General features: G+C 43.5%; 25 protein-coding genes. 6 read left to right on the top strand and 19 right to left on the bottom strand.

Translation table 11 applies throughout. The features are described from left to right. Nucleotides 1-858: 858 nt before the first annotated feature. Entirely contained in the window at nucleotides 859-2,892 is a 2,034-nt protein-coding gene (locus tag R8N49_RS12660; protein WP_170890731.1) for an ATP-dependent nuclease, read from the bottom strand. A 500-nt stretch (nucleotides 2,893-3,392) separates the two neighbouring features. Between R8N49_RS12660 and R8N49_RS12655 the strand changes: the two genes are divergently transcribed. The 4 genes from R8N49_RS12655 (at nucleotide 3,393) to R8N49_RS12640 (ending at nucleotide 6,863) form a co-directional block, all read left to right on the top strand. Then, nucleotides 3,393-4,520, top strand: coding sequence for an ImmA/IrrE family metallo-endopeptidase (locus R8N49_RS12655; RefSeq protein WP_170890732.1), 1,128 nt, complete (start codon nucleotides 3,393-3,395; stop codon nucleotides 4,518-4,520). Nucleotides 4,521-4,525: 5 nt separating this feature from the next. Then, nucleotides 4,526-4,879, top strand: a complete 354-nt coding sequence (locus tag R8N49_RS12650) for a hypothetical protein (protein WP_170890733.1) — start codon at nucleotides 4,526-4,528, stop codon at nucleotides 4,877-4,879. Nucleotides 4,880-5,301: 422 nt separating this feature from the next. Further along, nucleotides 5,302-5,541, top strand: coding sequence for a helix-turn-helix domain-containing protein (locus R8N49_RS12645; protein WP_170890734.1), 240 nt, complete (start codon nucleotides 5,302-5,304; stop codon nucleotides 5,539-5,541). Then, nucleotides 5,535-6,863, top strand: a complete 1,329-nt coding sequence (locus R8N49_RS12640) for a type II toxin-antitoxin system HipA family toxin (protein WP_170890735.1) — start codon at nucleotides 5,535-5,537, stop codon at nucleotides 6,861-6,863. Before R8N49_RS12645 ends, R8N49_RS12640 begins: the two co-directional genes overlap by 7 nt. A gap of 191 nt (nucleotides 6,864-7,054) precedes the next feature. Here the strand turns inward: R8N49_RS12640 and R8N49_RS12635 are convergent, their stop codons facing one another. Further along, the gene (locus tag R8N49_RS12635) at nucleotides 7,055-8,377 is read right to left on the bottom strand and encodes a tyrosine-type recombinase/integrase (RefSeq protein WP_140087470.1); all 1,323 of its coding nucleotides are present in this window, start codon (nucleotides 8,375-8,377) and stop codon (nucleotides 7,055-7,057) included. Nucleotides 8,378-8,774: 397 nt separating this feature from the next. Between R8N49_RS12635 and R8N49_RS12630 the strand changes: the two genes are divergently transcribed. Beyond that, on the top strand, nucleotides 8,775-10,466 hold the full coding sequence (locus R8N49_RS12630) for a class I SAM-dependent methyltransferase (protein WP_132936501.1): 1,692 nt from the start codon (nucleotides 8,775-8,777) through the stop codon (nucleotides 10,464-10,466). A gap of 94 nt (nucleotides 10,467-10,560) precedes the next feature. On the opposite strand, the gene R8N49_RS12625 is transcribed toward R8N49_RS12630, so the two are convergent. Genes R8N49_RS12625 through R8N49_RS12545 form a run of 17 tightly spaced genes read right to left on the bottom strand, consistent with a single transcriptional unit; the run spans nucleotide 10,561 to nucleotide 25,775 of the window. Continuing rightward, nucleotides 10,561-11,784 (bottom strand): beta-ketoacyl-ACP synthase, encoded by a 1,224-nt coding sequence (locus R8N49_RS12625; protein ID WP_042523982.1) that lies wholly within the window; start codon nucleotides 11,782-11,784, stop codon nucleotides 10,561-10,563. Beyond that, nucleotides 11,781-12,506 (bottom strand): 3-oxoacyl-ACP reductase FabG, encoded by a 726-nt coding sequence (gene fabG / locus R8N49_RS12620; protein WP_005388326.1) that lies wholly within the window; start codon nucleotides 12,504-12,506, stop codon nucleotides 11,781-11,783. The genes R8N49_RS12625 and fabG overlap by 4 nt, the downstream gene beginning before the upstream one ends. Further along, the gene (locus R8N49_RS12615) at nucleotides 12,503-12,967 is read right to left on the bottom strand and encodes a hotdog family protein (protein ID WP_017634799.1); all 465 of its coding nucleotides are present in this window, start codon (nucleotides 12,965-12,967) and stop codon (nucleotides 12,503-12,505) included. The genes fabG and R8N49_RS12615 overlap by 4 nt, the downstream gene beginning before the upstream one ends. Beyond that, on the bottom strand, nucleotides 12,960-14,147 hold the full coding sequence (locus tag R8N49_RS12610; RefSeq protein WP_054578011.1) for a beta-ketoacyl-[acyl-carrier-protein] synthase family protein: 1,188 nt from the start codon (nucleotides 14,145-14,147) through the stop codon (nucleotides 12,960-12,962). Before R8N49_RS12610 ends, R8N49_RS12615 begins: the two co-directional genes overlap by 8 nt. A 20-nt stretch (nucleotides 14,148-14,167) precedes the next feature. Beyond that, entirely contained in the window at nucleotides 14,168-14,779 is a 612-nt protein-coding gene (locus tag R8N49_RS12605; RefSeq protein WP_054578010.1) for a DUF3261 domain-containing protein, read from the bottom strand. Continuing rightward, nucleotides 14,776-17,118 (bottom strand): MMPL family transporter, encoded by a 2,343-nt coding sequence (locus tag R8N49_RS12600; RefSeq protein ID WP_064376296.1) that lies wholly within the window; start codon nucleotides 17,116-17,118, stop codon nucleotides 14,776-14,778. Before R8N49_RS12600 ends, R8N49_RS12605 begins: the two co-directional genes overlap by 4 nt. Beyond that, the gene (locus tag R8N49_RS12595) at nucleotides 17,090-17,710 is read right to left on the bottom strand and encodes a LolA family protein (RefSeq protein ID WP_064376295.1); all 621 of its coding nucleotides are present in this window, start codon (nucleotides 17,708-17,710) and stop codon (nucleotides 17,090-17,092) included. The genes R8N49_RS12600 and R8N49_RS12595 overlap by 29 nt, the downstream gene beginning before the upstream one ends. Then, nucleotides 17,710-18,156, bottom strand: coding sequence for an acyl-CoA thioesterase (locus tag R8N49_RS12590; RefSeq protein WP_064376294.1), 447 nt, complete (start codon nucleotides 18,154-18,156; stop codon nucleotides 17,710-17,712). Before R8N49_RS12590 ends, R8N49_RS12595 begins: the two co-directional genes overlap by 1 nt. Then, complete coding sequence (locus tag R8N49_RS12585; RefSeq protein WP_064376293.1) at nucleotides 18,156-19,709, bottom strand: HAL/PAL/TAL family ammonia-lyase; 1,554 nt, start codon at nucleotides 19,707-19,709, stop codon at nucleotides 18,156-18,158. The genes R8N49_RS12590 and R8N49_RS12585 overlap by 1 nt, the downstream gene beginning before the upstream one ends. After that, entirely contained in the window at nucleotides 19,693-21,399 is a 1,707-nt protein-coding gene (locus tag R8N49_RS12580) for a glycosyltransferase family 2 protein (RefSeq protein WP_165935336.1), read from the bottom strand. Before R8N49_RS12580 ends, R8N49_RS12585 begins: the two co-directional genes overlap by 17 nt. Continuing rightward, a complete protein-coding gene (locus R8N49_RS12575) occupies nucleotides 21,392-21,760 on the bottom strand; it encodes a 3-hydroxyacyl-ACP dehydratase (RefSeq protein WP_132936503.1) in 369 nt (122 codons plus the stop codon). The genes R8N49_RS12580 and R8N49_RS12575 overlap by 8 nt, the downstream gene beginning before the upstream one ends. Before the next feature lie 10 nt (nucleotides 21,761-21,770). Beyond that, entirely contained in the window at nucleotides 21,771-23,171 is a 1,401-nt protein-coding gene (locus tag R8N49_RS12570) for an AMP-binding protein (RefSeq protein WP_186584415.1), read from the bottom strand. A gap of 4 nt (nucleotides 23,172-23,175) precedes the next feature. Beyond that, entirely contained in the window at nucleotides 23,176-23,736 is a 561-nt protein-coding gene (locus tag R8N49_RS12565) for a hypothetical protein (RefSeq protein ID WP_132936505.1), read from the bottom strand. Continuing rightward, a complete protein-coding gene (locus tag R8N49_RS12560) occupies nucleotides 23,736-23,993 on the bottom strand; it encodes an acyl carrier protein (RefSeq protein ID WP_025766966.1) in 258 nt (85 codons plus the stop codon). The genes R8N49_RS12565 and R8N49_RS12560 overlap by 1 nt, the downstream gene beginning before the upstream one ends. Nucleotides 23,994-24,008: 15 nt before the next feature. Further along, nucleotides 24,009-24,269 (bottom strand): phosphopantetheine-binding protein, encoded by a 261-nt coding sequence (locus tag R8N49_RS12555; protein WP_005382278.1) that lies wholly within the window; start codon nucleotides 24,267-24,269, stop codon nucleotides 24,009-24,011. 13 nt (nucleotides 24,270-24,282) lie between these two features. Next, complete coding sequence (locus tag R8N49_RS12550) at nucleotides 24,283-25,050, bottom strand: lysophospholipid acyltransferase family protein (RefSeq protein WP_005388305.1); 768 nt, start codon at nucleotides 25,048-25,050, stop codon at nucleotides 24,283-24,285. Then, a complete protein-coding gene (locus R8N49_RS12545) occupies nucleotides 25,047-25,775 on the bottom strand; it encodes a beta-ketoacyl synthase chain length factor (protein WP_054865733.1) in 729 nt (242 codons plus the stop codon). The genes R8N49_RS12550 and R8N49_RS12545 overlap by 4 nt, the downstream gene beginning before the upstream one ends. Before the next feature lie 76 nt (nucleotides 25,776-25,851). Here R8N49_RS12545 and R8N49_RS12540 point away from each other — a divergent pair, with 76 nt between their 5' ends. Next, nucleotides 25,852-26,250: a hypothetical protein gene (locus tag R8N49_RS12540; RefSeq protein ID WP_005382272.1), complete on the top strand. Its 399-nt coding sequence runs from the start codon at nucleotides 25,852-25,854 to the stop codon at nucleotides 26,248-26,250. Nucleotide 26,251: the final 1 nt, after the last annotated feature.

Here is a 26,251-nt window from a genome sequence, read left to right as displayed (position 1 = left end):
TGATTTTTCGTGGAATAGTGTCTCTATTAAATGCCTTGAGTTTTCTTGTTTGAATAATAATTGTTTTTATATTGTCGTTTTTATTCAATGGTTATTAATCCTTGGACCTAAATAAGGCTACATTCCCTCAAAAAAATATGTTATAAATATTATGACTGTTATAACTATTATAACGGTTATAGCTTTTAATATAAGGAGCAAGACCGAAAAATTAAAAACAAATGAGCAAAGTTTGCTCTTGTTGATTTTTTTTCGTTGTCGCAGAGAGCAATTGCTGTGTCGCAAAAGACAGTTTTAGTGCTTCGTGTGACATTTTCTATTGCTTCGCACGTAAAGTGAACTTTCGTGCATCGAAAAAATCCGCTTTGCTCTTCATCGGATTTTTAGGGATAACTAAAGTAGTTTATGTTTCCATAAAGCCTTTATCCATAAGGGTGACTAGTATTACTTTAGGGATGTAAATAGGTAAGTTCAGGACTGAAAATGTTCAGAACAGTGTTCAAACATAACTTGTTTTTTCATATTAAAAAACAAAAAACAAAAAACAAAAAACTAATGTAGTTATGAACTTACGAGAACAGTGTTCTTGATAATACCGATAACGATTTAATTTGGTATTGTTCTCACTAGAAGCCCTGTAGTGCCTATTTCCCCACCTGTTCAGAGTTACCAATCTATCTATTGGCGCAGAGTTAGCTAGGCTACAGAGCTTAGCTCTGTAGCTTTTCTATTAAGAATGACCAGTGCTCTACTTAGTCAGTTAATCCTAGCCTAGATTCAAACTCGTGTTTGGACAAAGGCATGTTAGTGTAATAACACCAACATGCTCATAGTAGACTTAGAAAAGTATCTTGAAACCTAAGAGGTTGGCTCGAAGATTGTTTCTTCGGTGGCCGCTTCTTCCGCGCTAATATCACCGCTTGAGATACCAAGCATTAAATTTATCATTTGTACTAGAGAGCATGCCTTTTGCCCATCCTCCCAAGCCAATTCTAACGCATGTGATACTGCCAGAGGGTTTTTCAATAGGCCTTTAGCTTGACCATATTTAGATATCGCTGAATCTCTATGTCCTTTCCACTTTTCCCCTAATTCTTCTTCGAGCAAGTCTGTTATATTTGTTTTCCAAATGGTTATATTATCGAGAAAAACATGCTCTTCTGTAGGCCACTTGAACCCTTCAGGTTGCCCACAAAGTTTCAATATTGAACCATTATCTTTTTTGTGTTTAGTAATCTCCCCGTTTAGGAAGTTAGCCTTATCGGCTTTTTCTGGGTCATCCTTGATAGCATCATATGATGCTTGTTTGTTTGTATCGCCATCAATTAGAACAAATGTCGGAATGTCCAGCAACCGTGCAATGCAAAGAGGTCTTAAAATCTCGCTTTTCCCATGTACTGGTACAATATGACCACCTTGACGCCTAAATTCTCCGTACACACCCATTAAATGCATATAGGTCGTCAATATAGAAACGTCTTCTACGCCTTCAACAAATATTACCTTTTGTGAAAAAAACATTTCATTCAGCTCAGGGCTTAATGTTGGTGATACCTTGGCGACTAAAGCTGAAGGGTTAGTTGGCTTCGATTCTACCGTATTTAATTTGTCAGCGATTTCCTGATAAGTAACTCGCGAAATTATTGATTCACTTGGATTTCCAGTTTCACGAACCATTCGAATACTTGAAACATTATTCGATGGTACAAAGTATGGGCTATGGGAACATAGTAAAACCTGAGCTGTGTCCTCAGACAGTTTGAACAGGGTTTCAGCTAAATACCTAACTTGAGGGGGGTGTTGGTACAGCTCTGGTTCTTCAATAGCCATTAATAGCTTCGGGCTTTCCGAACTATCTATGTTTACAAGCTCTTGTAGCAAAGCAAAAATGTATGAGCGCTGCATTCCATGTCCGAAGCGTGCCAGTTCCCCTTCATATCCATTGTCACCGATCACTACTTGTGCGATAGGTTCTTCGACCTTAATTGTTTTTTGCTCTTCATAGTTCCATTTGACATGAGCCTGTATATCGGGTTTTGACCATACTTTGAGTCGTTTTTCTATGGAAGCGGAGACAGACTTAAGTACACTTTGCTGCGCTGCTAACATCTGATTATACGCACTTCTAGCATCGCTATAAATTTTAGATAACTCACCATCAAATGTAATTTGAGAGCGTACCGTCCTGTCTAATAGTATTCCTAAGGCAGAGTTTTTAGACTCTTCTGCTTCCTTTGAAATATCTTTAGTGGCAGGGATAAATACCCACTGTATATGAGGAGCAAGACGGTTACTGCCCTTGGAAGCACCATAGAACTGATCTTCACTAGGAATATATGTACAAAGATCAGAGTTTGCCTCTTCAAATTCTCGAAGTGCGCTTTCCATATCCGCCTTTGTTTTAACGTTCGCTAGAGTGCTGAACTGTGATTGTGCTTTGATTCCGTCATAAATAGTTTTTAAATCAACTACTTTTACTCCAGACTTTTGAGCTGAAAACCAAGAGGCAAACTCAGCAATTACTTTTCTTTGCCCGTACTGTTTTACCACTGCATTGCCGCTATCAGCATCATAAGTAGCTTCAGCAGTAATCGTGAGTTCGTCTTGACGAACATAAGCCGCAAGATCTTCCCTAGCTTGCTCCGTAAGTTCTCCAAACGTAACAGTAATCTTGATTGGGTCATTTGTATTTTTGTGGTGAAAATCATCTTCTGACAATTTAATTAAATCTGTTTGCGAGTTTTTGTTTTCTCTAAAGAAAAGATTTAGAGCATTAATCACTGTTGATTTACCAGAGCTATTAGCCCCAATGAAGCAACTATAGTCAGATATATCTACTTCTTGTTCTTTAAATGACCTGAAGTTTTCGATTTTTAATTTTGTGATTTTCATGATAGCCCCTAACCAAACATGCTGATTTTATGGCAACGCCTGACGCTCTTGCCTTATGTCCATGGTGAAGATATTGATTATGAAACTCAATGATTACCTATCTATAGTGTGAGTCTAGAGCAGATCAAAGGATGAAATTACGGAACAGTACTTGGATTAGATTAATGTGATCAAGCAGTAAGCTGTAAAACTACTGTGGGTAACTGCTCTAGCTAACTATAGGGCAGATCTGAACTAGGTGGCACTTTTTGATAAAAGTGCCACGAGTAAAATTTCAAGCCTATGAAGCCTCTGGACAGAAGTCGTTTAGAGTTCGGACTTAAATTAGTGTTTAAGCTGGAGATACACACGTCATAGTCTATTCTCAATAAATACTCATTAGGCTGAGTATGCTCAAACGTTGCTAAATTTAACGATATTTCATTTATTTAAACTATGTGGCACCAAATATTTTAATTTAGCAAAAGTGTAATAGTATTGATGAGTTATGTGGTGACGAGATGATTAATTTTTTTGCTGGATTATTAATTGATGACGAAGGTAGCTTTAATCGTTACCAGACAGAATTAATTAAGAGCATTGCGGGAAATGGTTCTGAAGAAGTAATTAAAGCTCGAGAATATTTTGATGACCCAAACCTTAACCCCGATGTTAAGAATAGGATTACTTTATGTTACATTCAACTACGATCATCGATTATTAAAACGGTAAATCTCGACATAAATGAAGTACGTGCTGTCGGAGCATTATGTTTCAAACTAGCCGTGGATAGTGTAAAGTTGGAGCTAAAATTTCAGCAAAAACCTAGTATTCCAATTTGGTTGAAGACCGCAAAAAAGGACTTTAATAAGACCATAAACAAAAAAGAAAAAGCACTGCGTGGTGTTGAAATAAACTTCATAAATGAACCGACTTTTAAGTTGATAGCGAGAAATAACACAATAAATGTATATGGTTTTACGAGAGAATTTCTAGTGGCATTTAACGCTGCAGCGATTTTTTGCATTTCATGTAATTCTGACATGGAAATGTATTCAACAGGGGAAATACTTTCCGAAACATCCGATTTATTTGTAAAGTTAGTTTTACCTTATTTCATGTTCCTAAATGACGAAATCCCAATGAGTAAACTACCTGATATAGCTTATAAAAATTTAGACGATGCTTTGTTAGTCATTGAACTGACTAAGATACAAATGTTCTTTTTGATATCACATGAGCTAGGACACAACTACTACAGGCATGAAGAGTCTCCTTTTATGAATCGTGAAGAATATCTAAAAAAAGAATTAGAAGCAGATGATTTTGCACTGAATAAATTAAAAGCGAGATTCGAAAAAATTAACAGTGACATTATAAAAACTTCATTAATTCTATTGTTCAAGTTTATTGAACTAGAAAACTTAGTATCAAATAGAAATAGAAAAAATAATGTTAAAGAGTTAGTCGAGAGGAAGCTAAATGTGTTTGGAAAACTAGATTTTACAGGTTCAGAATCAATAATCTATAACGATGTAAGTTCAATTATTGATAAGTCAGAATATAAAATTAGTAAAATTAGCCCCGAAAAAATAAATGATATGTATGACAACCTCGCTTATCATTCGGTTTTGCATTCTTGGAGATGAATAAAATGAATCAAAAATTAAATTTACAGGTAAACGTTTCAAAGTTGGAAAATTTTAAATCTATTTTTGGTGGGAATTTTGAACCTGGAAAGAGAATATCTTTAGGTGAAATAGATTTAAAAATAAAAGATATAGAGGTTGGTTCAGGATTCATTGAGAATATCAATGTCGAATTCATATTAACATATAGCTCTGAAATTGGTTCAACAGTTTTATCTACCGCGATAATTGAATTGCTTAAAAATGGTGTTAAAAAGGTTAAGATAAATGGGTCACCCACTAGAATAAAAGAAAAAGAAATCATAAAAAAAATAGAGTTAGAGCACAAGAAGAATAGAGAAAGTGATGATGTACAGTAACTCGTTCTAGCCAGAGGTTGGTTTATAGTACTTTTGGGCAAAAACCACAAATGATTATGAATGTCTTTGTTGCCAGCACGGAATGGGGCAAAGGTGATTTAGGCAACCGAGAAGGATTTCTTCCGAGTTGCGAACCATAGTGCGCTCTTGAGCTTTAGCATTACACCAGATATCGCAAACAATGTAGTTGGGCTATTTACTACTAGTCTATTTCACTAAGTCGTTTTACATAAAACCCTTGGAGGATATGTGCTCTGGACAGATTTCTGACTAACTTCTGCTCATATACTGTTTGGAGTATAAAAATTAAATATACTCTGTGAAGTATATTGCTTTAATATACCCTGTGGAGTATATTTTCGCCATATACTTTATGGGGTATATAATGCATACTATCTTCATATCTAACTAAGGGTATCATAATGCTAGTCAACACACCGACAGCCCTCGGCACTGCGTTACGCGAAGCCCGAAAGGAAAGCGGCCTAAAGCAAACAGATCTTGGTCTGCGACAAGCAACAGTATCTAATTTTGAAAGCAACCCTGAAAAATCCACGATAGAAACATTGTTCAAGCTCCTGTCTATCAATGGACTAGAAATGCATATTGTGCCGAAAGGCAAGCACATTACTGAAACTAAAGGGGCTGTTGACGAATGGTGAATCGACTTCATGCTTACATGAATGGCGTAAAGGTTGGGGTACTTGAAAAGCGCACAAACGGCGCACATGTTTTCACTTACGATTCGGGTTGGGTTTTAGCACCAAATGGTCGTCCTATCTCGCTTTCTATGCCTCTCAGGAAGGATGCGTATACTGGCAGTGAGGTTATTAACTTCTTTGATAACTTACTGCCAGATAATCAGCAGATACGAGATAGAATAGCTGCTCGCTATAAAGCAGATACTAAACAGCCATTCGATCTATTAGCTAAGGTTGGTCGAGATGCTGTAGGTGCTATCACGCTAGTTCCAGAGGGCTTTGATGTAGATGATCATCGAACCATAACCGCAAAGGCGTTATCCAAAAAGGAATTGGTTAGAATCCTAAAGGGATATATGGAGGACGCTCCTTTGGGGATGCTGAAAGAGGAAGATGATTTTAGGATCTCGATAGCGGGAGCGCAGGAAAAGACAGCCTTACTGTTCCACGATGGAAGATGGATGCTACCACAGGGAATGACTCCAACTACGCATATTATCAAGCTGCCAATAGGTGAAATTGTTTCTCAGAACAATGTTATTGATTTGTCTGCTAGTGTAGATAATGAGTTGATTTGTATGAGGCTAGCAAAGGCGTTCGGCATTCAAACGGCAAACTGTGACATTATTCGTGCTGGTGATGTTCGTGCCTTGTCTGTTGAGCGATTTGACCGAAAATTATCTTCTGATAACAGCTATTACTTGCGCTTGCCCCATGAGGATTTTTGCCAGGCAAAAGGGATTCCCTCAGCTAGAAAATATGAAATTGACGGTGGTATCGGCATAGAAGAATCTATTGATATTTTGCGATACTCATACGAAATCAAAGATACCGTTACTTTTGCACGTTCTCAGATATTGTTTTGGCTACTAGCTGCCATTGACGGGCATGGAAAGAATTTCTCTGTAAGTATAGCCGCATCTGGTCGATATCAGCTTGCACCACTGTATGACATTATTTCGGCACATCCACTGACAGGTGGGCGTGGTTTGAGTGAGCGTAAGATCAAGATGGCAATGAGCTTACGTGGCACCAGTGGTCGAAAATGGAAGTGGCACCAACTTCAACCGCGCCATTTCGAAGATACCTTTCACACTATGAACGTCCCGAACATAAGGCGAGAAAAGGTTCGCTTATTGCTCGATGAGTTTGAATCGACGGCAATGGAGGTGATTGATTCTGTCGGAAACTCGCTACCAACTGATATCAATGAAAGCGTAAGAGATAAGATATTTAACGGTGTCTTAAAGACCGTCAAGAAAATTCAATTGACAAAAAAATAAATCAGTATTTAAAGAAAAGCCTCACAGTCGTGCAAGTTATTGCACGACTGTTTTGATATTTTTGGGGATGGTCAAGCTACCGCTCGCTTTGTTAGTTGTCAGCCACGCCTGTAACTCGAAAGGGCAATGGCTTGGTTGTGATTGAGCTATCGAGTCTTTCTTGGCAGTTATCGTAGATAAAATTAGTTGTATTAGGAGGTAAGGCTCTTTTTCTTCCAAGGAAGCTCTCTCTCAAAAAATACTAGCTTATAATCTTCAAGGCGTGAATTGAGCGCCTTTTCCCATAGTTCAAGTCCCAATCGTTTTTCATCAATGTACTCATACATATCATAGTGCCTACCAGATACATCATTGATAGCATGCCCCTGTATACGATCACGGTACTCTTTGGGAATCTTGATTTCCCCTCCCAATGTTTTTACTGTTCTCCGAAAGTCCCTAGCGACAAAAGGCCTAATTTTTGTAACTTTTTTGTAAGTTAGCAGTGCTTGAGCAATAGTGTTGGTAGGCATATGTTCATTTGAATTTGTTTTCTTAAAGAAAACAAATGGGCTACCAATAGTAGCCGTTTGTTCTCTGATTTCTTCTAGTATTTGGATTGCAGAGTTAGTCAGAGGAAGCATGTGATTTTTCTTTGTTTTTTGGAAAGCTTCGCTGACAAGAACAGTTTTTTGATCAAAATTTATGTGCGACCATTTGATCGTTACCACTTCGTGAGGTCGTTGCCCTCCCAGGTAAAAACAAAGCCTTAGCACTTGTCTGGTTTGGTATGCAAGGTTTAAATCATCAAATCTATGTTCCATGTCATAAAGTAATTGGGTTACTTCATTCCAAGATAGGAAGTGTGAACCAATTTTTTCAGGTTGTTTTGGTATTTTCGATATCGGATTGTGGTCAAGAGCGAATTTGGTTTCTCTTTTTCTGAATTTAGGGTTATTTTCGTACCCTAAAGCGAAGTTGAATGCCGCATGCAGAATGGAGCGAATTTTATTACTCTTGTCCACAAATCCTTCTTCAATTGGGATTGCTAATATGTCCAAAAAATCTTCAGTTTCAAAATCTTTCGCTTTTCGATGTATGTCGAGATGAGGGAACACATTTTTCACTATGAGCTGATATTCGTCTTCGTGACTACGATTTCCATTATCTTGTTTGTTCTGCTTATGGAACTCAATAAGTTGCTCAAAGGTGCCTAATTGATCTTTTTCACGTTCTGCTGTTTTCTTCTCTTCAGACTGCCTTTCTAGCTCATTTTTTGGATCTAATCCTTTAGAGAGCATTTCACTGTACTCGTTAGCTAGATCACGTGCTTTAGATAAAGTTAGAGCAGGGAACTTACCCAAAGCGATGAAAACTTCTTTCTTCTCTTTATGGTATTTGAACTTGAAGATCTTAGAACCTGCGGGAGTTACTTGAACAGTTAAGCGCCCAGTTCCTCTTTCGCCTGTACTATCTGGTTTATAGTAAGCAGTTTTTTTTGCAGGAAATGCTTCTATCTCTTTTACAGTTAACATATTAGTTACCTTGAATGAACTGCTATTAGCTAAACTTCGTAGTCGGCTATGTAGTCGGGTTACTGTTTAATCTAGTGTAGCCAAATGTAACTATAAGTGATACTGTTATCTTATTGATTGTCATTAAATCGTTGATTTTAAATGGTAATGTAACTTTAGGTAATTGTGTGTAATCCTGTGGCTACATCACTTCTAAGGATGTGGTCATAGGTTCGAATCCAATAGGGCGTGCCATTTATTCAAAAGCCTCGATAACTCTTTGAGTTGTCGGGGCTTTGTCGTTTTTAGGTTTTTGGCTGTAATTGCCACTCTATCTACAACTTTTGAATGGCATTCTAGCCATTGCAATTTCTAGCAATTAATATGGACGCATATTAATTACCTTTCGTTAACCTTTATGCCTGCCACTTCTAACTTTTATGACCGACACGCCGACTCTTTCGCGAAGCAATACACATCGATCCAGTTTGAGGATGTCCACGCGAGTTGGAGAGTCTTCTGGCCCCAGGCTGGAGATCGTGTGTTAGATGTTGGCGCGGGCTCTGGTCGAGACGCGAAATGGATGGCTGAGCATGGGTGTGAAGTTGTTGCGATCGAGCCTGCTCAAGCACTTCTAAGGCTTGGTAAGTCTTACTGTGGCGATTCCGTTACTTGGCTTGAAGATGCATTACCTAAGCTTGAGAAAACCATTAATCTTGGCTTTCGCTTCGATTTAATTCTTGTCAGTGCGGTATGGATGCATCTTGCGCCTACGCACCGTGAACGTGCATTTCGCAAACTTGCAAATTTGTTAGCGCCTAATGGTCGATTGGTGATTAGCCTTCGTCACGGTGACTTTTCTGACGGTCGTAAAGCTTATCCCGTATCGGTTGAAGAGCTCGAAAAGTTTGCAAAGAATAGCGCTTTAATGGTGAGAAACGTATCTCTCGATGACGATCAGTTAAAGCGAACGGGTGTATCTTGGCAAACTGTAGTGATGTCTTTGCCTGATGATGGTTCCGGTGATCTGAATAAGGTTCGCCACATTATCGTCAATGATTCCAAATCGGCTACCTATAAGCTCGCACTACTACGTACTTTACTACGTATTGCAGACGCTCATTCTGGTGCAGTGGTTGATCGCAGCGAAGGTAAAGTTGCAATCCCATTAGGATTAGTTGGCTTATATTGGATTCGTCAATTTAAGCGTTTAATCGATAAAGAGAACATCCAGCAAGGCTCGAACTCGTCTAAAGGGCTAGGTTTTATAAAGCCCGATGGCTGGGGCAGACTTTCCCATTTAAGTCCTGATGATCTTGCTATAGGCACGACATTTTTTGGTGAAGATGCAGTGGCGCTTGATAAAGCGATAAAAGACAGCTTAAAAACCATAAAAGATGGTCCCGTCACTTTTACCTATCAAGGTGATAAATCAAACCCTTACTTTGAAATGATTCGTTCAGCTAAGAAGCCAAAACGTTCAATTGTTGTGGATAGCGAGTTCCTCGAAGGTTATGGGCTGTTTGTGTTGGATGAAAGCCTTTGGGATTGTTTTCGATTGTATAACTCTTGGATTGAGCCGCTGGTGGTCAACCAATGGATTATGGAAATGCAACGATTTCGGTCTAATCAAGAGCGGGGTATTCCACTGCAAACGTATCATGATTGTTTGGTCTGGATTGATAAAGACCATGATACGCGAGTCGTGCGAAAGAGAATTGAACAGTTGAAGCTCAGCCATTGCGACATTGTCAGTGTATGGAGTGGAAGCAAATTACGAAATGAGTATCACGTTGATCACTGTTTGCCATTTGCTTATTGGCCCAACAATGATAAGTGGAACTTACTACCAACATCTAAGGTTGAAAACCTAAACAAGCGTGATCGTATTCCTGCTAGCTATCGATTAAACGCATCCAAGCCGCGAATTTTGGATTGGTGGCAGTTAGCTTGGGGAGAGACGGATAATTTGAGTCGGACGTTTTTTACCGAGGCTTCATTGTCGCTACCTAATGTGCCTGCATCTTGTCAAGATTTTGAGCATGTCTTTGAAGCGATGGGATTACAAATTCGTGGTGTTAAAAGTCGCCTTTGTATCGCGGAATGGTAATGTCTTGTTTGCCGTTACAGCGTGATATATGAACCTGATAGGCAACCAACAAAAAAGCGCTGGTTAACCAGCGCTTTTGCATTTACTAAGGGCATTACATCTTTTTAAAGATGATGGAGGTGTTGATGCCGCCAAAGGCGAAGTTGTTACTCATCAAATATTTCACGTCCAGCTCTCGGCCTTGTCCGGCGATGTAGTCTAAATCACCACATTGCTCGTCGAGGTTTTTTAGGTTGAGCGTTGGGTTGAACCAGCCTGTGTGCATCATTTCTAAACCTAGCCACGCTTCAATCGCGCCACAGGCGCCTAGTGTGTGGCCAAAGTAGCTCTTGAGTGAACTGATTGGCACTTTGCCCAGAGCATTCGCTGTTGCGTTGCTTTCCGCAATATCGCCGCGGTCGGTGGCAGTGCCGTGAGCAGATACATAGTCGATCTTCTCAGCAGGAATGCCCGCATTTTGCAAAGCCATTTCCATACAGATTTGCATGGTTTCCATCTGTGGTTGAGTGACGTGTGCGGCATCACAGTTGCTGGCAAAACCGATGATTTCTGCATAGATTTTCGCGCCACGAGCGACGGCGTGTTCGTACTCTTCCAGAACTAGCGTTCCCGCACCTTCACCAATCACCAAACCATCGCGATCGGAGTCATAAGGTCTTGGTGTGCTTTTCGGGTCTTCATTCTTCAGACTGGTGGCAAAAAGGGTATCGAAGACAGCGGATTCCGTTGGGCACAATTCTTCAGCGCCACCAGCAACCATTACCGTTTGGTAGCCATGTTTGATCGCTTCGTAGGCGTAGCCGATTGCTTGGCTGCCAGAGGTACATGCACTGCTGGTTGGGATCACTCGGCCTTTCAAACCGAAAAATAGACCAACGTTCACTGCTGTGGTATGCGGCATCATCTGCACGTAAGTCGTTGCGGTGATCGCTTTGGTGGTTTTCTCATTCAGCATGACACCAAATGCACCGATTGCATCAGTACTGCCTGTTGATGAGCCGTATGCGATACCCGTTTGACCATTGGTGAGTACGTCGTTACCAATCAAACCTGCTTGGCTCAGTGCGTTTTCTGTTGCGACGGTCGCCAATTTGGAAACACGCCCCATGCCGCGTACTTGCTTGCGCTTGTAGTGCTTTGGCAGTTCAAAATCTAAAATTGGTGCCGCGAGCTTGGTGTTCAAACCATCATACTGTTCGTAAGAAGGCATGTATTGCGTCGCGTTCTGGCAGTCACGCAGTTTTGGTTCGACAGATTGCCAATCGTTACCAAACGCAGTCACGCCTGACATTCCGGTTACAACAACTCGATGGCTCATACTAGGCCTCCGTTTACCGAAATGACTTGGCGAGTTACATAGCCTGCGATGTCAGACATAAGGTAACTGACTAAACCAGCAACTTCTTCTGGCTCTCCCATGCGGCGCAAAGGAATTTGCGGCATCGCATGTTCTTTCACGTGTTCGTCTACCATGCCTGTGTCGATAAGCCCTGGAGCAACGCAGTTGACGGTGATTTTGCGTTTTGCCAGTTCAAGCGCGAGTGATTTTGTTGCACCAATTACGCCCGCTTTCGCTGCGCTGTAGTTAGTTTGACCACGATTCCCCATTAGGCCAGAGACTGATGCAAGCGTAACAATTCGGCCGCCTTTGCGCTTTTGCACCATTGGCATAACACAAGGGTGAAGAACGTTGTAGAAGCTGTCTAAGTTGGTATGAATCACACCATCCCATTCTTCTTCGGTCATCGCAGGGAAAGCGGTATCTTTTGTGATGCCAGCGTTGTTTACTACGCCATAGTAAGCGCCGTGTTCGGCGATATCGGCTTCTAGCTTCTCACGACAATCTGCACGGTCACTGATGTCGAATTGGATAAGACGACCGCTACCACCATGCTGTTCGATGGTGTTTAGGGTGTCTTGCGCGCCTTGTTGATCGCCCATGTAATGGACAATGACTTGGAAACCATCTTTGGCTAATTGAACGGCAATGGCTTTACCGATGCCTTTGCTGGCACCTGTAACGAGGACTTGTCGGGTCATTGTTGACTCCTGATTTTCATTTCTTGTAATTTTTCTTCTGATGGAACGTAAACGTTCAATTGGCAAGTCGCTACAACAGTTCCTTGTAGCTCAATACGGGCTGAAAAAACCGCCATACCGTTATCTTCCATAACTTTTTCAGCATACACATCGAGCACCTGTCCGCGAGAAAACGTATCGCATTCAGACGTGTATCGACGGCTACCAAGCAAAAAGCCAATCGGTGGCGCTTGTTCTTTCATTAATGCGTGGTAACCAGACCACGCCGCGACAGATTGCGCCATAAACTCAATGCCAACGTAAGCTGGCACAGTTTGAGAGGCCGAGTCGAAGAACGGGTTGTGTTCTGCGATATCAACCTGGCAGTGAATCGTATCTTGTTGAACATCCAAAGCACGATCGACCAAGATCATTGGTTTGTCGTGTGGCAAAAGTTGTTCGATGGGAGGAAGTTTAGTCATGAGCGTAACCAAAAATAAGACTAATATTATTGCCACCAAAAGCAAAAGAGTTGCTGAGAATCGCTTTGTTACCCAGTTTGGTTGGCGTCTCAACTAACGATATATGGATATCGTCTGCTTTGGTTTCGCAGTGTTGTATTGGCAAATCAAGGTTGTACTTGAGAATATGCCAAGCGATCGCGGCTTCCGTTGCACTTGCTGCGCCTAATGTGTGTCCGGTAAGTGGCTTTGTCGAGCTTACGGGAACGGAGTCACCAAAGCAGCGATGAATGGCTTTGCTTTCCATCGCATCGTTTAACGGCGTTGCTGTGCCATGCGCGTTGATGTAACCAATGTCTTGCGCTGTAAGTCCTGCATTGGCCAACGCTTTTTTCATCGCTTCTTCTGCGCCTAACCCTTCTGGATGTGGTGCGGAAATATGGTGTGCGTCTGAGCTGTCGCCAGCTCCGAGAAGAGCAACGGGCGCAGGTGTTTTGCTTAGCAACATTAATGCTGCGGTTTCACCGATATTGATGCCGTTGCGATGTTGGTCAAACGGCTTACAAAGGGTATCGGATAGAGCTTCTAAACCGTTAAAGCCGTTTAGTGTGAGGCGACAAATGGTATCCACACCACCCACAATAACTGCATCAACAATGCCAGAGCGAATCAGGCGTTGCGCGGTTAAAAAGACACGGCCACTAGAAGAACAGGCGGTTGAAACTGAGTAATGTGGGCCGCTCAAATCAAAGTAGGCGGCAATAAAATCGCTGCAGTTGCCAAGCTCTTGTTTGGTGTAATGGTAGTCGGCAGGAAAATTACCCTTTGCCAGCTTTTCACCAAATGCGATTTCGCCATCTGAAATGCCAGATGTGCTGGTGCCGATCACGACTGCGATACGGTCACGACCATATTTAGCAATGGCGTCACGCACGTCGCCTTCGATTTGCTGCAAAGCCGAAAGTGCGAGGCGGTTGTTTCTCGTATCAAACTGGCTGAGTGCGGGTGGTAATTGCGGTAACGTCTGTGCGATTCGACCGATTACTGTTTGGCGGCCTGAATTTAAAATATCTCGGTCAACCACCATGTTGGATGGCTTCGCTCCCGATAAACACTGGTGGATGAGCGCATCATCTTGTCCCATGGCAGAGTGAAAGCCACAGGCCTGAATATACAAAGGTTGAGAAGAGCGAATAGGCATATTGTTATTCTAAATTGTTCTTAATTAATCTGATGTTGCAGTGTTTGAATAGAAATTGAAAACTGATGTTTGAGGTGATGAAAATCAATCTTACCCTCTAACTTGTTAGAAGAGCTGTATTGAATCTCAATGATCTTTTCACCGTCGCTATCAAAGATGGCGCGAGAATTATTTTTATCAATAATTCGCCACCTTACCTCATTTAACGATCCTTCCCAAGCGGAACTCGGCCAGAGCGTGATCATCAGGTTAAATAATACCTGTTCTGGCTGCGGTAGCGAACCTTGTAAACCGTTGAGCACTTCGGTTTGAATTTGTTCTCCATCGTAAGACAGTGAGAGTACTCTTGTCCCCCAGGATGAAAAGCCTGCCAACACCACTTCGTTGTTGGTCACTTGCAGTTGTACCGGAAGTTGCTCAGATGTGGTTTTACCATCTATTGCCCAAGAAGCCGTAATTAACTGACTGGCAGACAACTGATAGCCCAAGCTTGCGGGAGTGGGCAAGCTAACTTGGGTGTGCTCGGCAATGTCGACCAGAGGCGTCGATTGGTGAGGGACCAAGCTGCATGCACTTAAAAACAGACTCAGTACGATTAACGTCGCGCAGCGAAAAGCATGGTTAAAAATCATGACGTCGTTTCCTCTGTTTTAATCGCAATCGGAGAGAGCAGCCAAGCAACAAAAATACCACTTAACACCGTAATGCCGAAACTGTGAATCGCGTGAGTTTGGCTGAGTGATAGCAACCCAAATGACAGCACAGTGGTTATTGCCGAAAGGGTGATCGCCAATAGTGTGCTCACGCTGCGGGCTTTCTCGGCAAAGAACAGAGTGTAATCGATCCCGATACCAAGAATGAGCACCAAGCCAAGCAAGTTGAATAGGTTTAATGTTGTTCCCATCGCGACTGCCGTTGCCAGACCGCAGGCGCAAGCAATCAATGATGGCAGTAAAACTCGCCAACTGTGTTGCAGACCGTACCGCTTGATTAATACCAGAAAGATCACAGCACTGGCGGCTGCCAATAGTTCCATGATTTTGATTCGGTATTCACCAAATAGGGCGGATATTTCCTCAGCTTTGTTTAGATAAACAACATCAGACTGCGATTTGGCAAATGCCTTAACAACGGCGGAGTCTTGCAATTGGTTTAACACCACTACCGTTGCAGATTTTCCTTTGATCTTACCCAAATGGAGAAAACGCACAGGCGCTGATACTGGGTTTTGCAAGTACTGATCAACCGTGACAGGGATAAAGTCGGCGTCCATTTTAGGCTTTTTACTTAAGCTCAGTCCGGAAGCTAGTGGGCTGGATTGTGTCGCGTAAAGATCGCGAATCAATTGATAGTCTTGTTGCTGACGCTCCACCGAGCTCAAGTAGCGGCTCAGACTTTGGTAGCTTTCGATGGTGCTGTCCGCTTTCCACGCTTCTAATGTTGGCGTCAAAGACTCCAGCTTTTTCATTAGGTTTTCGTCATCGTCGGCGGTAACGACCAACATTTGCTGCGAAGATTGCATGCCACTAAGCGTCGTAATCAAGGTTTCTTGCTGCTTGAGATCGTTCGGCATCGTTTGCAGTAGACGAATGTCGTCATCGTAGTTCAATTGCAGCAAGAAAAAGCCACTCGCAACCACACATAACATCGGCAATCCGACTTTAATTCGAGGTTGATTCCAAAGCGTTAACCATTTCGCCAACAGTGATTGTCCCGGTAATGTCGAAATGGATCGCGATGGGTTACGAGCCAGTATCGGATACCAAGCCACCACGGTGACGTAAGCGGCAATCAGACCAATGGATGAAAACAGAGCAAGCTGCTGCAAACCAGGAAACGGTGCCACTAACATGCCCAAATAGCCGATCAAGCTGGTGATTAAGCCAAGTGTGATAGCTATGAAAATATGCTTTAATCCTTGCTCGCTATCCCATTCATTTCCCGCCGCAAGACGTTCGGTTAGGTAGTGGAATGCGTAGTCGATAGACACGCCGATTAAACTTGCGCCAAACACTAAACTGAACAGATGGACTTTTCCAAAAATCCACGTTGTCACTGACAACGCAACGAGCAAACCAATGGTGATGGAAAGCAGTGCCAGAGACAGCGGCATCACACTCCGAAAGACCAGCAAGAACAATGCAATGATACCGAGTAGAGAGAATACACCGATGGTGCTGATCTCCGATTTTGCACTTTGCGTACCAAAGTCGGCGTAAAATAGAACGCCAGTATGTGCGACTTCAGCGCCATATTTCTGCGCGACGCTTTGTTCTAGCGCTTGAATATCAGGGACTGCAAGCTGCCCAGTTAGGCTATAAGGCGAGTCTTTTAGTTCGGCAGTAATAAGCAAGTATTGAGCATCGCCTTTTTCGACGGACAGATAGCCGTTATCCAATCGGAAAGAGGACGATTGCTGGGTAACTTGGCTTAAATAATCACGAAATAGCAAGAAAGGGTCATTTTGTAACTCTTGCCCAGTCACCCCAGAAAACGGGTTGTACAGCGACTGAATCACATGCTGCACTTGCTGTTCTGGATTTTGGCTTAAACGCTCTCGTTGTTCAGGCGTCAGCAATTGGAAGCGGTGCTTAAAGTAGTAACTCGCCCAAGCTTGCTGTTCTTGAGGTGAGATTTTTCCTACCACATCGCGAAAATGATTACTTTGGCGTAACCCCTTATCAAATTCAGCGGCCGCTGCAAAAAGGGCATTTTTGTCCGGCGCTGTGATCACGAAAATGACTTTGTCGCTCATACTTGCCGAGACCGACTCAAAGGCTTGCTCAGCCACCGGGTTTTGTTGGTTCTTCGGCAGCAGTTTTAAAATGTTGGTCTCAATCGGAGATTCTGCACTCCAAACCCATTGTTTGAGTAGCAACGCGCCCGCTAAAACAACGAGATTGAGCCAAACCAGAGCAAAGGTGTGAGTGCCAAGACTGAGTTTAGAAACGGAATTGAGCGTCTTCGGCATCCGTGAGTTCCTGAGGTAGAGAGGTCTGGTTCGTAAACGTGATTTCGGTTTTATCGCCGCGCAGCTCTTGTAGGGTTAGGCGATCAATGTGCGTTTTACCGGAAAGAGTGATGGATTGAAACACCGCATTTAATGGCGACTGTTTGGGCACTAAAACGAGCTGCCAATGATTGTTCTCAACTGAAAAATCGAGTGTGAATTGTTCTTGCAGTGCAGAAGTATCCCCGTGGAACACGGATAAAAACACATGGCTAAAGTAGAACGCCATTGGGTTTTCTTCTGCAGAGATCGTTTTCGGAGCTTGGTCGGCAAAAGTCTGACGAAGTTTGTTTTCCGTCAATACCAAATTGACTGCGAAAGGTTCTGTTTGTTGCCACAACAAGCCATGTGTTTTGCTCAGTGTGAACTGACCTTTAGAGGTTAAAGGTTGACTAAACATTTCCAGATGACGCTGCTGCGTAAAATCTCCGCGTACGATTTCATGCTGAGACAACTGCTGTTGAAGCGACGCCAAATCCGTTACGTTTGCTGTCGGTGTGGCCAGTGCTGGAACAGAAAATATCAACAAAAAAGAGAGTAACCACTTTTGCATTAGTTCCGGCTCCCATGGTTGTGCCATTGCTCTACTTTATCTAAAAAGACTGCTGGAGACACAAAGCACATCTCTTGCTTTTCAATGGATACGGCGACTTGCGTTGTATGCGCTTTGCACATACGTTGATTCGTTTCGGCGTCGTAAATCACGTAATCCACACGTAAGCGGTTTTCCCACTCCGTGAGTTGCGCGGTAATACGAATGGTGTGATTAAACGGAATCGCCTTCACGTATTTAACGCGCGTATCGATGATCGGCCACATGTACCCAGAGTCTTGCATATCGCGATAGCTGTATTGGAGCTTCTCCATCAGCACACGACGCGCTTCTTCAAAATATCGAAAGAAGTTGCCGTGATAAATCACGCCCATCGGGTCAGCATCTTGGAATGAGGTGACCATAGTCACCTCCGCTTCTAATGGGTAGAGAACCTGCTCTTGCATTATACCTCCACGTAGAGTGGCCAATGACGTTGCTGAATGCGTTCAATGAAATGACGCAAATCTTGTTCTAACGGGCGATCTTCAATCACAAACTCAAACTCGCTCAGTACGGCGTCACGAATTACTCGCAAACTCTGACTCATGTGGTGTTCGTCCAATTCGTTATGACGGCGACGAATCTCAACCGCTTGAACGCTTGCTAGGAGTGAAGCCGCAGCAACTTGCTCTGTTAACTCAAGTACGCGTAAGCAATCACGAGCCGCGATGGTGCCCATGCTCACTTTGTCTTGGTTGTGACATTCGGTTGAGCGAGAAAAAACGCTTGCTGGCATGGTGTTTTTCAACGCTTCTGCCGTCCAAGCTGAGATACCAATCTGAACCGCTTTAAAGCCGTGGTTGATCGGTTTACGCTCGCCTTCTGCACCGGTTAAGTTAAACGGCAGGCCGTTATTGAACTTGTAATCCATCAATTGCGCCATCTGACGATCCAGCAAATCAGCTAAGTTGGCAATGTTCACTTTCAACGTATCCATCGCCATTGCGATATGACCACCGTAGAAGTGACCGCCGTGCAGAACGCGCTCATTGTCGCCATCGATGATTGGATTGTCGTTGGCACTATTTAGTTCATTCTCAATCAATTGACGTAGCCAAGGCAGTGAGTCTTGCACCATGCCAATGACGTGTGGCGCACAACGTAGCGAGTAACGATCTTGCAGTCGGTCGCTATTGCGTGGCGGACGCTCAGCATTGAGATCATCACGCAGCCAAGCCGCAACTTGCTGTTGACCAGGATGAGGTTTTACCGCAAACAACGCTTCATCAAAGTGGAAGTCATTACCTTGCATACCCACAGAGACCATCGCGGTAATCTTGGTGCACAGCTGCGTTAGGTATTCTGCGCGTTTGTAGGCAAGACAGGCGAGGGCAGTCATCACGGATGTACCGTTCATTAACGCCAAACCTTCTTTTGGTTTTAGGCGAATTGGCTCAATGCCCAGCTCTGCAAACACTTCTTGTGTTGGTCGCACATCGCCTTTGTAAAGCACTTCACGCTCGCCAATTAAGGTCGCTGCTAGGTAAGACAGAGGCGTTAAATCGCCACTTGCGCCCACAGAGCCTTCTTGTGGAATACGCGGCGCAATATCGTGATTGATAAGCGTAACGATTTGGTTCAACAGACCGTGAGACACGCCAGATACGCCTTGCGACAATGAACATAAACGTGTCGCCAACACCGCACGAGCTTGCTCATGAGAAAGGATTTGACCTAAGCCACAGCCATGGAAGCGCGTAAGGTGCAACGGAAGTTCATCCACAAGAGCAGGTGGAATCGCCACAGTGCATGAATCGCCGTAACCCGTGGTCACGCCGTAAATAACGCCTTCTTCCTTCAGTAATCGTTCCAGAAACGCCACGCCACGATCAATTTTCGCGGTAAATTCTGGCGAGGTGTTCATGTGTGCCTTTGCACCTTGAGCAATGGCAACGACATCTTCGATGGTTAAAGATTGGGCACCAAAAGTGATGTTGTGATTATTGTTGTTTGTCATGTGGCTGATTACTTAAAGTCCAGAAGTTAAAAAAGTTGTACCACTGTAACGGCGCTTGCAGTGTGTGGTGTTCTAATCTTTGTGCGTACTGTTGAACAACGTGTTCTAGTGCCTGCTGACGTTCCTTGCGCGGTAGCGTGATTTGGTCACTAAAGTGTTCAAAGTACACATTAAAATGCGGAGTGTTTGCTTCATCGTCGCGTAGGCCGAAGAGTAGATAAACCGGCGCTTTTAATACCGAGGCCAGCATGAATGGGCCTTGCGGAAATGGCGCTGGTTTACCAAGAAAATCTGCCCAAACGACACGATTTTCTTTGCTGGTAGAAGTGCGATCGCCAACGATCACCACCCATTCGCCTTGCTCGATTTTTTGTTGAAGCAGAATCGCGGTGTCTGGTCCCATTGAGCTGACTTGAATCAAATTCAGTTCCGAGTTTGGGTTTACCGCCTTCATTACCGCATTAAATTGTTCAGCGTGTTGGGTAAATACCAAGGCGTTGATTTTGACATGAGAGTGTCGACGACCAAGCGCGCGGCAGAGTTCGATATTGCCAAGGTGCGAGCCTAAAATGAGCACGCCTTGTTTTTTCTGCGCCATCTCTTCGAAATGATGCTGGCCGTGAATGGTTAGGTTATCGACGTTAAAGTCACCTTGCCAGGCAGCCAGTTTGTCGAGCATGGTTCGCCCAAAGGAAAGCAGATGATGATAGCTGTCCAACTGCTTTGGCAGTGCGATGTTCTGCTGCGCTGCGTAGTGCTGTAAGTTGTTCAGGTAAACCTCAGACGCTTCACGGGCAGATTTACCCGTGAAGTGGTAGTAGCGCATGACTAGCTTTAAAATCAGGTCGAACGCTTTTCTACCGAACAAGCGGTAAACCGCGAGCAAGGTTTTGATGCCTAAAATCGTGCCTTGTTCTTTTCGTTTCGACCAGTGGGCATTGCTGTCGTCTGTGTGACGGCGCTTTCTGGCGAGTAGCGAGGGTATACGCGGCAACATGCCAAAAAATAGGCGAGTGTGCATCCAGCTTATCTTGACGTTATCCCACAATGCGTCGAAGTGGGAAATGCCACCTTCAGGGTAGATCACGCGCGTTGGAACAAAATCAATATCGACGCCTTCCCAGTACATTCGCACCAGAATCTCGATATCAAAATCCATGCGTTTGCCGATGTTGTACTTGTTCAACACGGCGACCGTTTTCGCCACTGGGTAGGCGCGAAAACCGCACATGCTGTCTTTGATAGACAGTGACAAGGTTTCTATCCACACCCAAATGTGCGTAGCGTAGCGACCATACAGACGGGCTTTAGGTACGCTCGCGTCGTATATCGGTTGGCCAGAAATCAGGTTATCTGGTTTTGTTTCGCTGGCGCTGAGCAATTTTGGTAGTGCTTCTAGGTCGTGTTGACCATCTGCGTCGATTTGAATGGCGTGCGTAAAACCAAGTTGGTGAGCTTGATGTAGGCCAGCCATCACCGCGCCACCTTTACCTTGGTTTTCGCTCAAACTAATCAGTTTTATCAGCCCTTGCTCACTCAACGCTGAAAGCGCTTGTTTGGTGTCTTCATTGCTGCCGTCGTCCACGACAAGCACTGGCAAATCGAAAGAGGATAACGACGCAACCACGTCTGCAATTGTGCTGCCGTGGTTGTAGCAAGGAATTAAAAAGCAGGGACGGTAATCACTCACGTGACTCACCCAGTTTCATTTTGCCTGAAGAGTGAGTCACCAAGGTTTCACCGTTTTTCGATGTGTACTTAAAGGTCAATTTCTCGCGCTCATTGTCCCAAGAGAGTGAGAGACAAACGTCGGCGTTTGGCAGAATCGGCTCTTGAAATTTGATGACTTCCATTCCTTTAAATACCTTGGGAGTGTTCAAATATTGAACGGCGCAGAACAACGCCCAGTCAATTTGAGTGACGCCGGGTAAAAGAGGAAAGTGACTGAAATGACCTTGGAAATCTAAGATGTCAGCATCCACACGCAGCGAAAGCTCCGCGGTGTGGTCACTCACTTCAATATTCTGAATGGTTGGTTTTCTTTTATCCATGTTACTAGCTTTATTGGAATAGTTTTTCAATTTCAGCAACTTGGCGTTTGCCTTGGCTGTTCAATGGAATTTCGTCGACCACTCGGAATTTTCTCGGGATAGCGATCGGTTCTAGCCAATTGCGCAGTGCCTTGCGAAGCTCAAGCCAAAATTTGCCTTTACCAAGTTCATTAAGCACATCGCTGCCTTTATCGTTAAGTACGATGATCGAGACTAACGTGAGGCGACCAGATTCTTCCATTGGGATCACCACGCTTTCTTGAACCCACGGCAATTGCTCTAAACGTTTTTCCACTTCGACAAGGGAAATACGCTTTTCTTCGACTTTGACGATTCGGTCAGTGCGTCCACGCAATTCAAAAGAAATACTATCATGGAAATAGCATTCATCCGCAGTTTGGTACCAAGTGTTTTCATCAATGTGTGGCGAGCGGAGCTTTAAACAATTCTCATGGTTAAGCTCGGCTTCAACACCAGGGAATAACGTCCAAGGAGTGCTGGCTACGTGCTGCTGACGGTAAGCGATGCCGCCGGTTTCTGTGCTGCCAAAAACTTCAATAGGAAGTGACCCAAACAACTGCTGGCTGTGCTGCGCCGCTTGGTTTGGCAAGGGGCCACCAGAAGAAAATACACACCGAATCGCAACCGGATTGTGCTCTTCACTGAGTCGTTTTAGTAACGCAGGGCTGCTTACTAGCGTGGTGTCAGCATCAGCGTGATGGACAATTTGCTCTGGGAACTCAAGGTTGTGTGCTGAAAATGGACGTGCAGAGCACAAAGGCCACAATACGCGGAACAGCAAGCCGTAAATGTGTTGATGAGAAACGGTGCTTTCAACGCGTGTGCTGGCAACCGTGTCGCCCCATAGGTTATCTAGAATAGAAACTTCGATGTCGAGCTGTTTCAGCGTTTTTGCAATGGCTTTTGGTGTGCCGCTTGAACCCGAAGTGAATAGCGTTACCGGTATTTCCGCCAGGTTTAATTCACGCCAAAAATAAGGTTGTTTGGCCTCTGACTCGTTAATCACGGTGGTTTCTAGCAATGATTGAGCTTCGATCAAAAGCGAGCTCACCAGTTCTGGAACCGAGACATCGGCATCATGCAGCAACAAATCGTAGTGCTCACTGAGCTCTTTGAGTGCTTCTGGTTGGTAATTACCAGGTAATACAATGGATTTTCCTGCATAACTACAAGCAAAAAAGCCAACGGCAAACAGGTAGCTGTTGCCAAAACACAACGCAATGTTTTGCGTTGGTTGGGTTTCTAACTGCTGAGCAAGTGTTGCGACGTGCTGCTGGAAATCACCCCACGTGATAACCGTGTCGCGCTCGTAAGAGACTGGGGATTGCTCAGACCTCTCTGCGATGAACAAGGTCGCTAGGGAGGTAAAGCTCGAATACGTTGTATTCATACGATTAGTGTTCCTTTCGAACAAATTGACGCACGATCCATTCTCCAGCGAACAAGCCACCAGCAAGTAAGTAGCTGATGAGGCCGTTATAAAGCGTCCATATTTTTACTGGTAGGAAACAGGTATAGAGTGCAACAGCAGCGTTGAGCGTAAAAAAGGCGCACCAAACCATCGTCACTTTGCGAGTGTAAGTCACGCCACTAGCCGGAAGGTCGGGTTCTTGCAAGCGAGCAAGCCTCTCTATGATCGATTGCGGCTGTTTTAAGCTCAGTCCAAATACACACAGCATACATACATTGACAACGACAGGGTAAAACTGAAGCCACCCATGTTGTTTAAACACCATGCCAAGCGTAATTAGGACAATGCCAACAGCGCCCGTAACGAGCGCCAAGAACTTAAACTCTTTTAGTGGGGTCTTATTTGCGACGAAAACACGCAAAAGTAACGCAGCAATTAACAAGCCCCCAACTAAGTTCAAGCCAAATTTATCTATACCGAAATAGACGGCGAAGGGGTAGGCAAACAGTACAATTGCAGACAGACCAGTCAGCAATTGGCGCATTAACTTTCCTTCAATAACTCAGTAACAGCGTTAACCACATCGTCGACGGTTCTTACTGTACTAAACTCTGCCGGCTTGATTTTTTTGCCAGTGACATTCTGTAGGTGTACGACCAAATCAACGGCGTCAATGCTATCAAGATCGAGATCTTGGTATAAGTGCGCATCTGATTGAATGTCGGCTGCATCAATTTCGAACAGCTCAACAAGCGCATCTTTAACTTGTTCAAATACTTGATCTTTATTTACATCAGTCATGAATATACCTACAACTTATTCATTAGTTTGAGAAGAAACGTATTTCGCTAGATTTGCTACAGACGCAAAGTGTTCGCGCGTATTTGAGTCGTCGGCATCAATAACGATGTTGTATTGTTTTTTTATTGCGAGTCCAAGCTCAAGCGCGTCGATAGAATCTAAGCCAAGTCCATCACCAAAAAGTGGTGCATCCGTTTCAATATCATCTACGGTTAAATCTTCAAGGTTTAAAGCATCAATAATAAGTTGCTTAATGTCGTTGTGTAACTGTTCCACTGGGACCTGCTTATTAATAAAAGTTTTCTGGAAAAATGTTTTCAGCTAGGTGCTGTTGTAAGCGTCGCGCCGCTATTGTCGGCGACGTAGTTTGCTTTATAAAGGGGGTAATCTCAACTTTATCCTTAACTTCAACCCTGAAAAAGGGCTTTGTTGCCGGTACTTGATACCATTTTTTCTCTTTTGTGAGGAAACTTGGCGTTACCGTAATATGGACAACTCTTAAATCTCGTTCTGTTCTTACCGCAATTTGTGCTGCACCGCGTTGTAATTTCGGCTCTACACCTGGTGTTGTTCTTGTTCCTTCAGGAAATATAAGCAACACGTTGCCTTTGTTAAATCGTTCATCACAAAGTGCTAATAAATCATCCGGTGCTTCATTGGGAATATATCCGGCTGCTTTTACGATGTGCTTCATAAAAGGATTCGACCATATTGCCGATTTTACTAAACAGTCGCAGCGATTTAATTGTGAAGCAATGAGAACGTAATCGATTAAACTAGGGTGGTTGGCAACAATTAAACAATTACGATCTTGTTGAAGAATATCGGCACCAATAATTTGATAATCGATTGCGCCACTTAGCTTCATCAATTTACAAAATGTGTTGAATGAATATCGAATCGCACCCTGAACTTTATATTCGCGTTCCGTTTGGTCTGAAACAAAAATACGAATGGTCGGAATAACAATGAAACTCAGTACTAAACCACCTAACCCAAATACTGAAAAACAAAAGCCTGTTGCTAGCACACGCCAATACTGATTTAAGCGAGTCATTTTTTGTGCCATTCCCAAGCTTGATGCGGAGCGAAAATAGTCCACTGGCTTTTATCTAACAAGTATTGTTGCAAAAATACTAAACCTTGAGGAAGAGGATGACCGGAACGTTCTGCGTTTATGGAGCTTTGTATCGCGAAATTGTCTCCATGAGAAAGTATTAAGCCAAGTCCAAACCCTTGGTATTGTTGGTTTTCATATTCTAAATAAGAGTCAGGCATAGGCTCATCAAAATCAACAAGCAGTACTTTTTTGTCAGGATTGTCGGACAAAAACAGCCATGCTTCTAATATTGCGCTTTGGAATGTGTTTTCTGCCGCAGCGATAGAAGTTAGGGGAATGGGTTGTTTAGTTGCGATAGTGGCAAGCCCTGCGGCGGTATTGTGCACCGATTGAGAAAAAGCCATCGGAGACGCCTCTTCTCCATTAATTATATCTTCAACTAGTGCGACGCTGCGATGCAGTTCACCATGACGGCTTGAAAATACAAGGTAATCAACTTGATGTTGATTAAGCATTTCGATTGCAGTTTGTACCGCCAGTTTACTGAGTGGGCTCATTCTTCTGCGCATCATCGCAGGAATATTTGCAACATTGATTTTGCCATCTTCTGGCCATTTTATCTCTGTTGCCCATTGTTTCCATTCATTGGATTCGGATAAACCGAATGAATTCGCTGTCCACGCATCAATATTGAACGAAATGTTGATCTTCGAGTTTGGCATATTGGGTTAAATTGTTTATTTTACAGCTCGATACAAATTGGGGTTGACCCAAATTCACAATAAAAAGGAAATTATCATGTCGCGTTTTAAGCTGTATGTCTCGTTATTATTAACTTTGCTTCTTGTTGGTTGTGGACGAGTACAACCTGTAATGAATGTGGAGGATACTCCAGTTGCTTATGATCTTCAAAATAAACAAGTAAAAATGGCCATAGTGCAATCAGCAACTAACCGAGGCTGGACGATCGAAGAAGTAAGCCCTGGTGTTCTTATTGCAAAAATCCACGTTCGTAAACACTCTGCAGAAGTAAAAATCCCATACAATAATAAATATTACTCAATTATTTATCTCAACTCAGTAAATCTCAAAGCAAGTGATGGCAAAATCCACCGCAATTACAATCGTTGGGTAAACAACTTGAATGTTGATATTCAGCGAGCTATTGCATTGTTGGGCAATCAATCTCAACAATAAA

It is taken from the genome of Vibrio sp. 1978, from assembly GCF_033344345.1.
Note: the sequence above shows the minus strand (reverse complement) of the source record. Positions and strands in the feature narration are given on the sequence as shown.

Bases quoted from the DNA above. Each gene is read 5' to 3' on its own strand.
- R8N49_RS12605 (WP_054578010.1), bottom strand. From the start codon at position 14,779: ATGATTTTTAACCATGCTTTTCGCTGCGCGACGTTAATCGTACTGAGT.
- R8N49_RS12545 (WP_054865733.1), bottom strand. From the start codon at position 25,775: ATGCCAAACTCGAAGATCAACATTTCGTTCAATATTGATGCGTGGACA.
- R8N49_RS12590 (WP_064376294.1), bottom strand. From the start codon at position 18,156: ATGCAAGAGCAGGTTCTCTACCCATTAGAAGCGGAGGTGACTATGGTC.
- R8N49_RS12575 (WP_132936503.1), bottom strand. From the start codon at position 21,760: ATGGATAAAAGAAAACCAACCATTCAGAATATTGAAGTGAGTGACCAC.
- R8N49_RS12650 (WP_170890733.1), top strand. From the start codon at position 4,526: ATGAATCAAAAATTAAATTTACAGGTAAACGTTTCAAAGTTGGAAAAT.
- R8N49_RS12540 (WP_005382272.1), top strand. From the start codon at position 25,852: ATGTCGCGTTTTAAGCTGTATGTCTCGTTATTATTAACTTTGCTTCTT.
- R8N49_RS12565 (WP_132936505.1), bottom strand. From the start codon at position 23,736: ATGCGCCAATTGCTGACTGGTCTGTCTGCAATTGTACTGTTTGCCTAC.
- R8N49_RS12635 (WP_140087470.1), bottom strand. From the start codon at position 8,377: ATGTTAACTGTAAAAGAGATAGAAGCATTTCCTGCAAAAAAAACTGCT.
- R8N49_RS12660 (WP_170890731.1), bottom strand. From the start codon at position 2,892: ATGAAAATCACAAAATTAAAAATCGAAAACTTCAGGTCATTTAAAGAA.
- R8N49_RS12615 (WP_017634799.1), bottom strand. From the start codon at position 12,967: ATGACTAAACTTCCTCCCATCGAACAACTTTTGCCACACGACAAACCA.
- R8N49_RS12610 (WP_054578011.1), bottom strand. From the start codon at position 14,147: ATGCCTATTCGCTCTTCTCAACCTTTGTATATTCAGGCCTGTGGCTTT.
- R8N49_RS12625 (WP_042523982.1), bottom strand. From the start codon at position 11,784: ATGAGCCATCGAGTTGTTGTAACCGGAATGTCAGGCGTGACTGCGTTT.
- R8N49_RS12645 (WP_170890734.1), top strand. From the start codon at position 5,302: ATGCTAGTCAACACACCGACAGCCCTCGGCACTGCGTTACGCGAAGCC.
- R8N49_RS12600 (WP_064376296.1), bottom strand. From the start codon at position 17,118: ATGCCGAAGACGCTCAATTCCGTTTCTAAACTCAGTCTTGGCACTCAC.
- R8N49_RS12640 (WP_170890735.1), top strand. From the start codon at position 5,535: ATGGTGAATCGACTTCATGCTTACATGAATGGCGTAAAGGTTGGGGTA.
- R8N49_RS12585 (WP_064376293.1), bottom strand. From the start codon at position 19,709: ATGACAAACAACAATAATCACAACATCACTTTTGGTGCCCAATCTTTA.
- R8N49_RS12630 (WP_132936501.1), top strand. From the start codon at position 8,775: ATGCCTGCCACTTCTAACTTTTATGACCGACACGCCGACTCTTTCGCG.
- R8N49_RS12560 (WP_025766966.1), bottom strand. From the start codon at position 23,993: ATGACTGATGTAAATAAAGATCAAGTATTTGAACAAGTTAAAGATGCG.
- R8N49_RS12595 (WP_064376295.1), bottom strand. From the start codon at position 17,710: ATGCAAAAGTGGTTACTCTCTTTTTTGTTGATATTTTCTGTTCCAGCA.
- R8N49_RS12570 (WP_186584415.1), bottom strand. From the start codon at position 23,171: ATGAATACAACGTATTCGAGCTTTACCTCCCTAGCGACCTTGTTCATC.
- R8N49_RS12655 (WP_170890732.1), top strand. From the start codon at position 3,393: ATGATTAATTTTTTTGCTGGATTATTAATTGATGACGAAGGTAGCTTT.
- fabG (WP_005388326.1), bottom strand. From the start codon at position 12,506: ATGACCCGACAAGTCCTCGTTACAGGTGCCAGCAAAGGCATCGGTAAA.
- R8N49_RS12550 (WP_005388305.1), bottom strand. From the start codon at position 25,050: ATGACTCGCTTAAATCAGTATTGGCGTGTGCTAGCAACAGGCTTTTGT.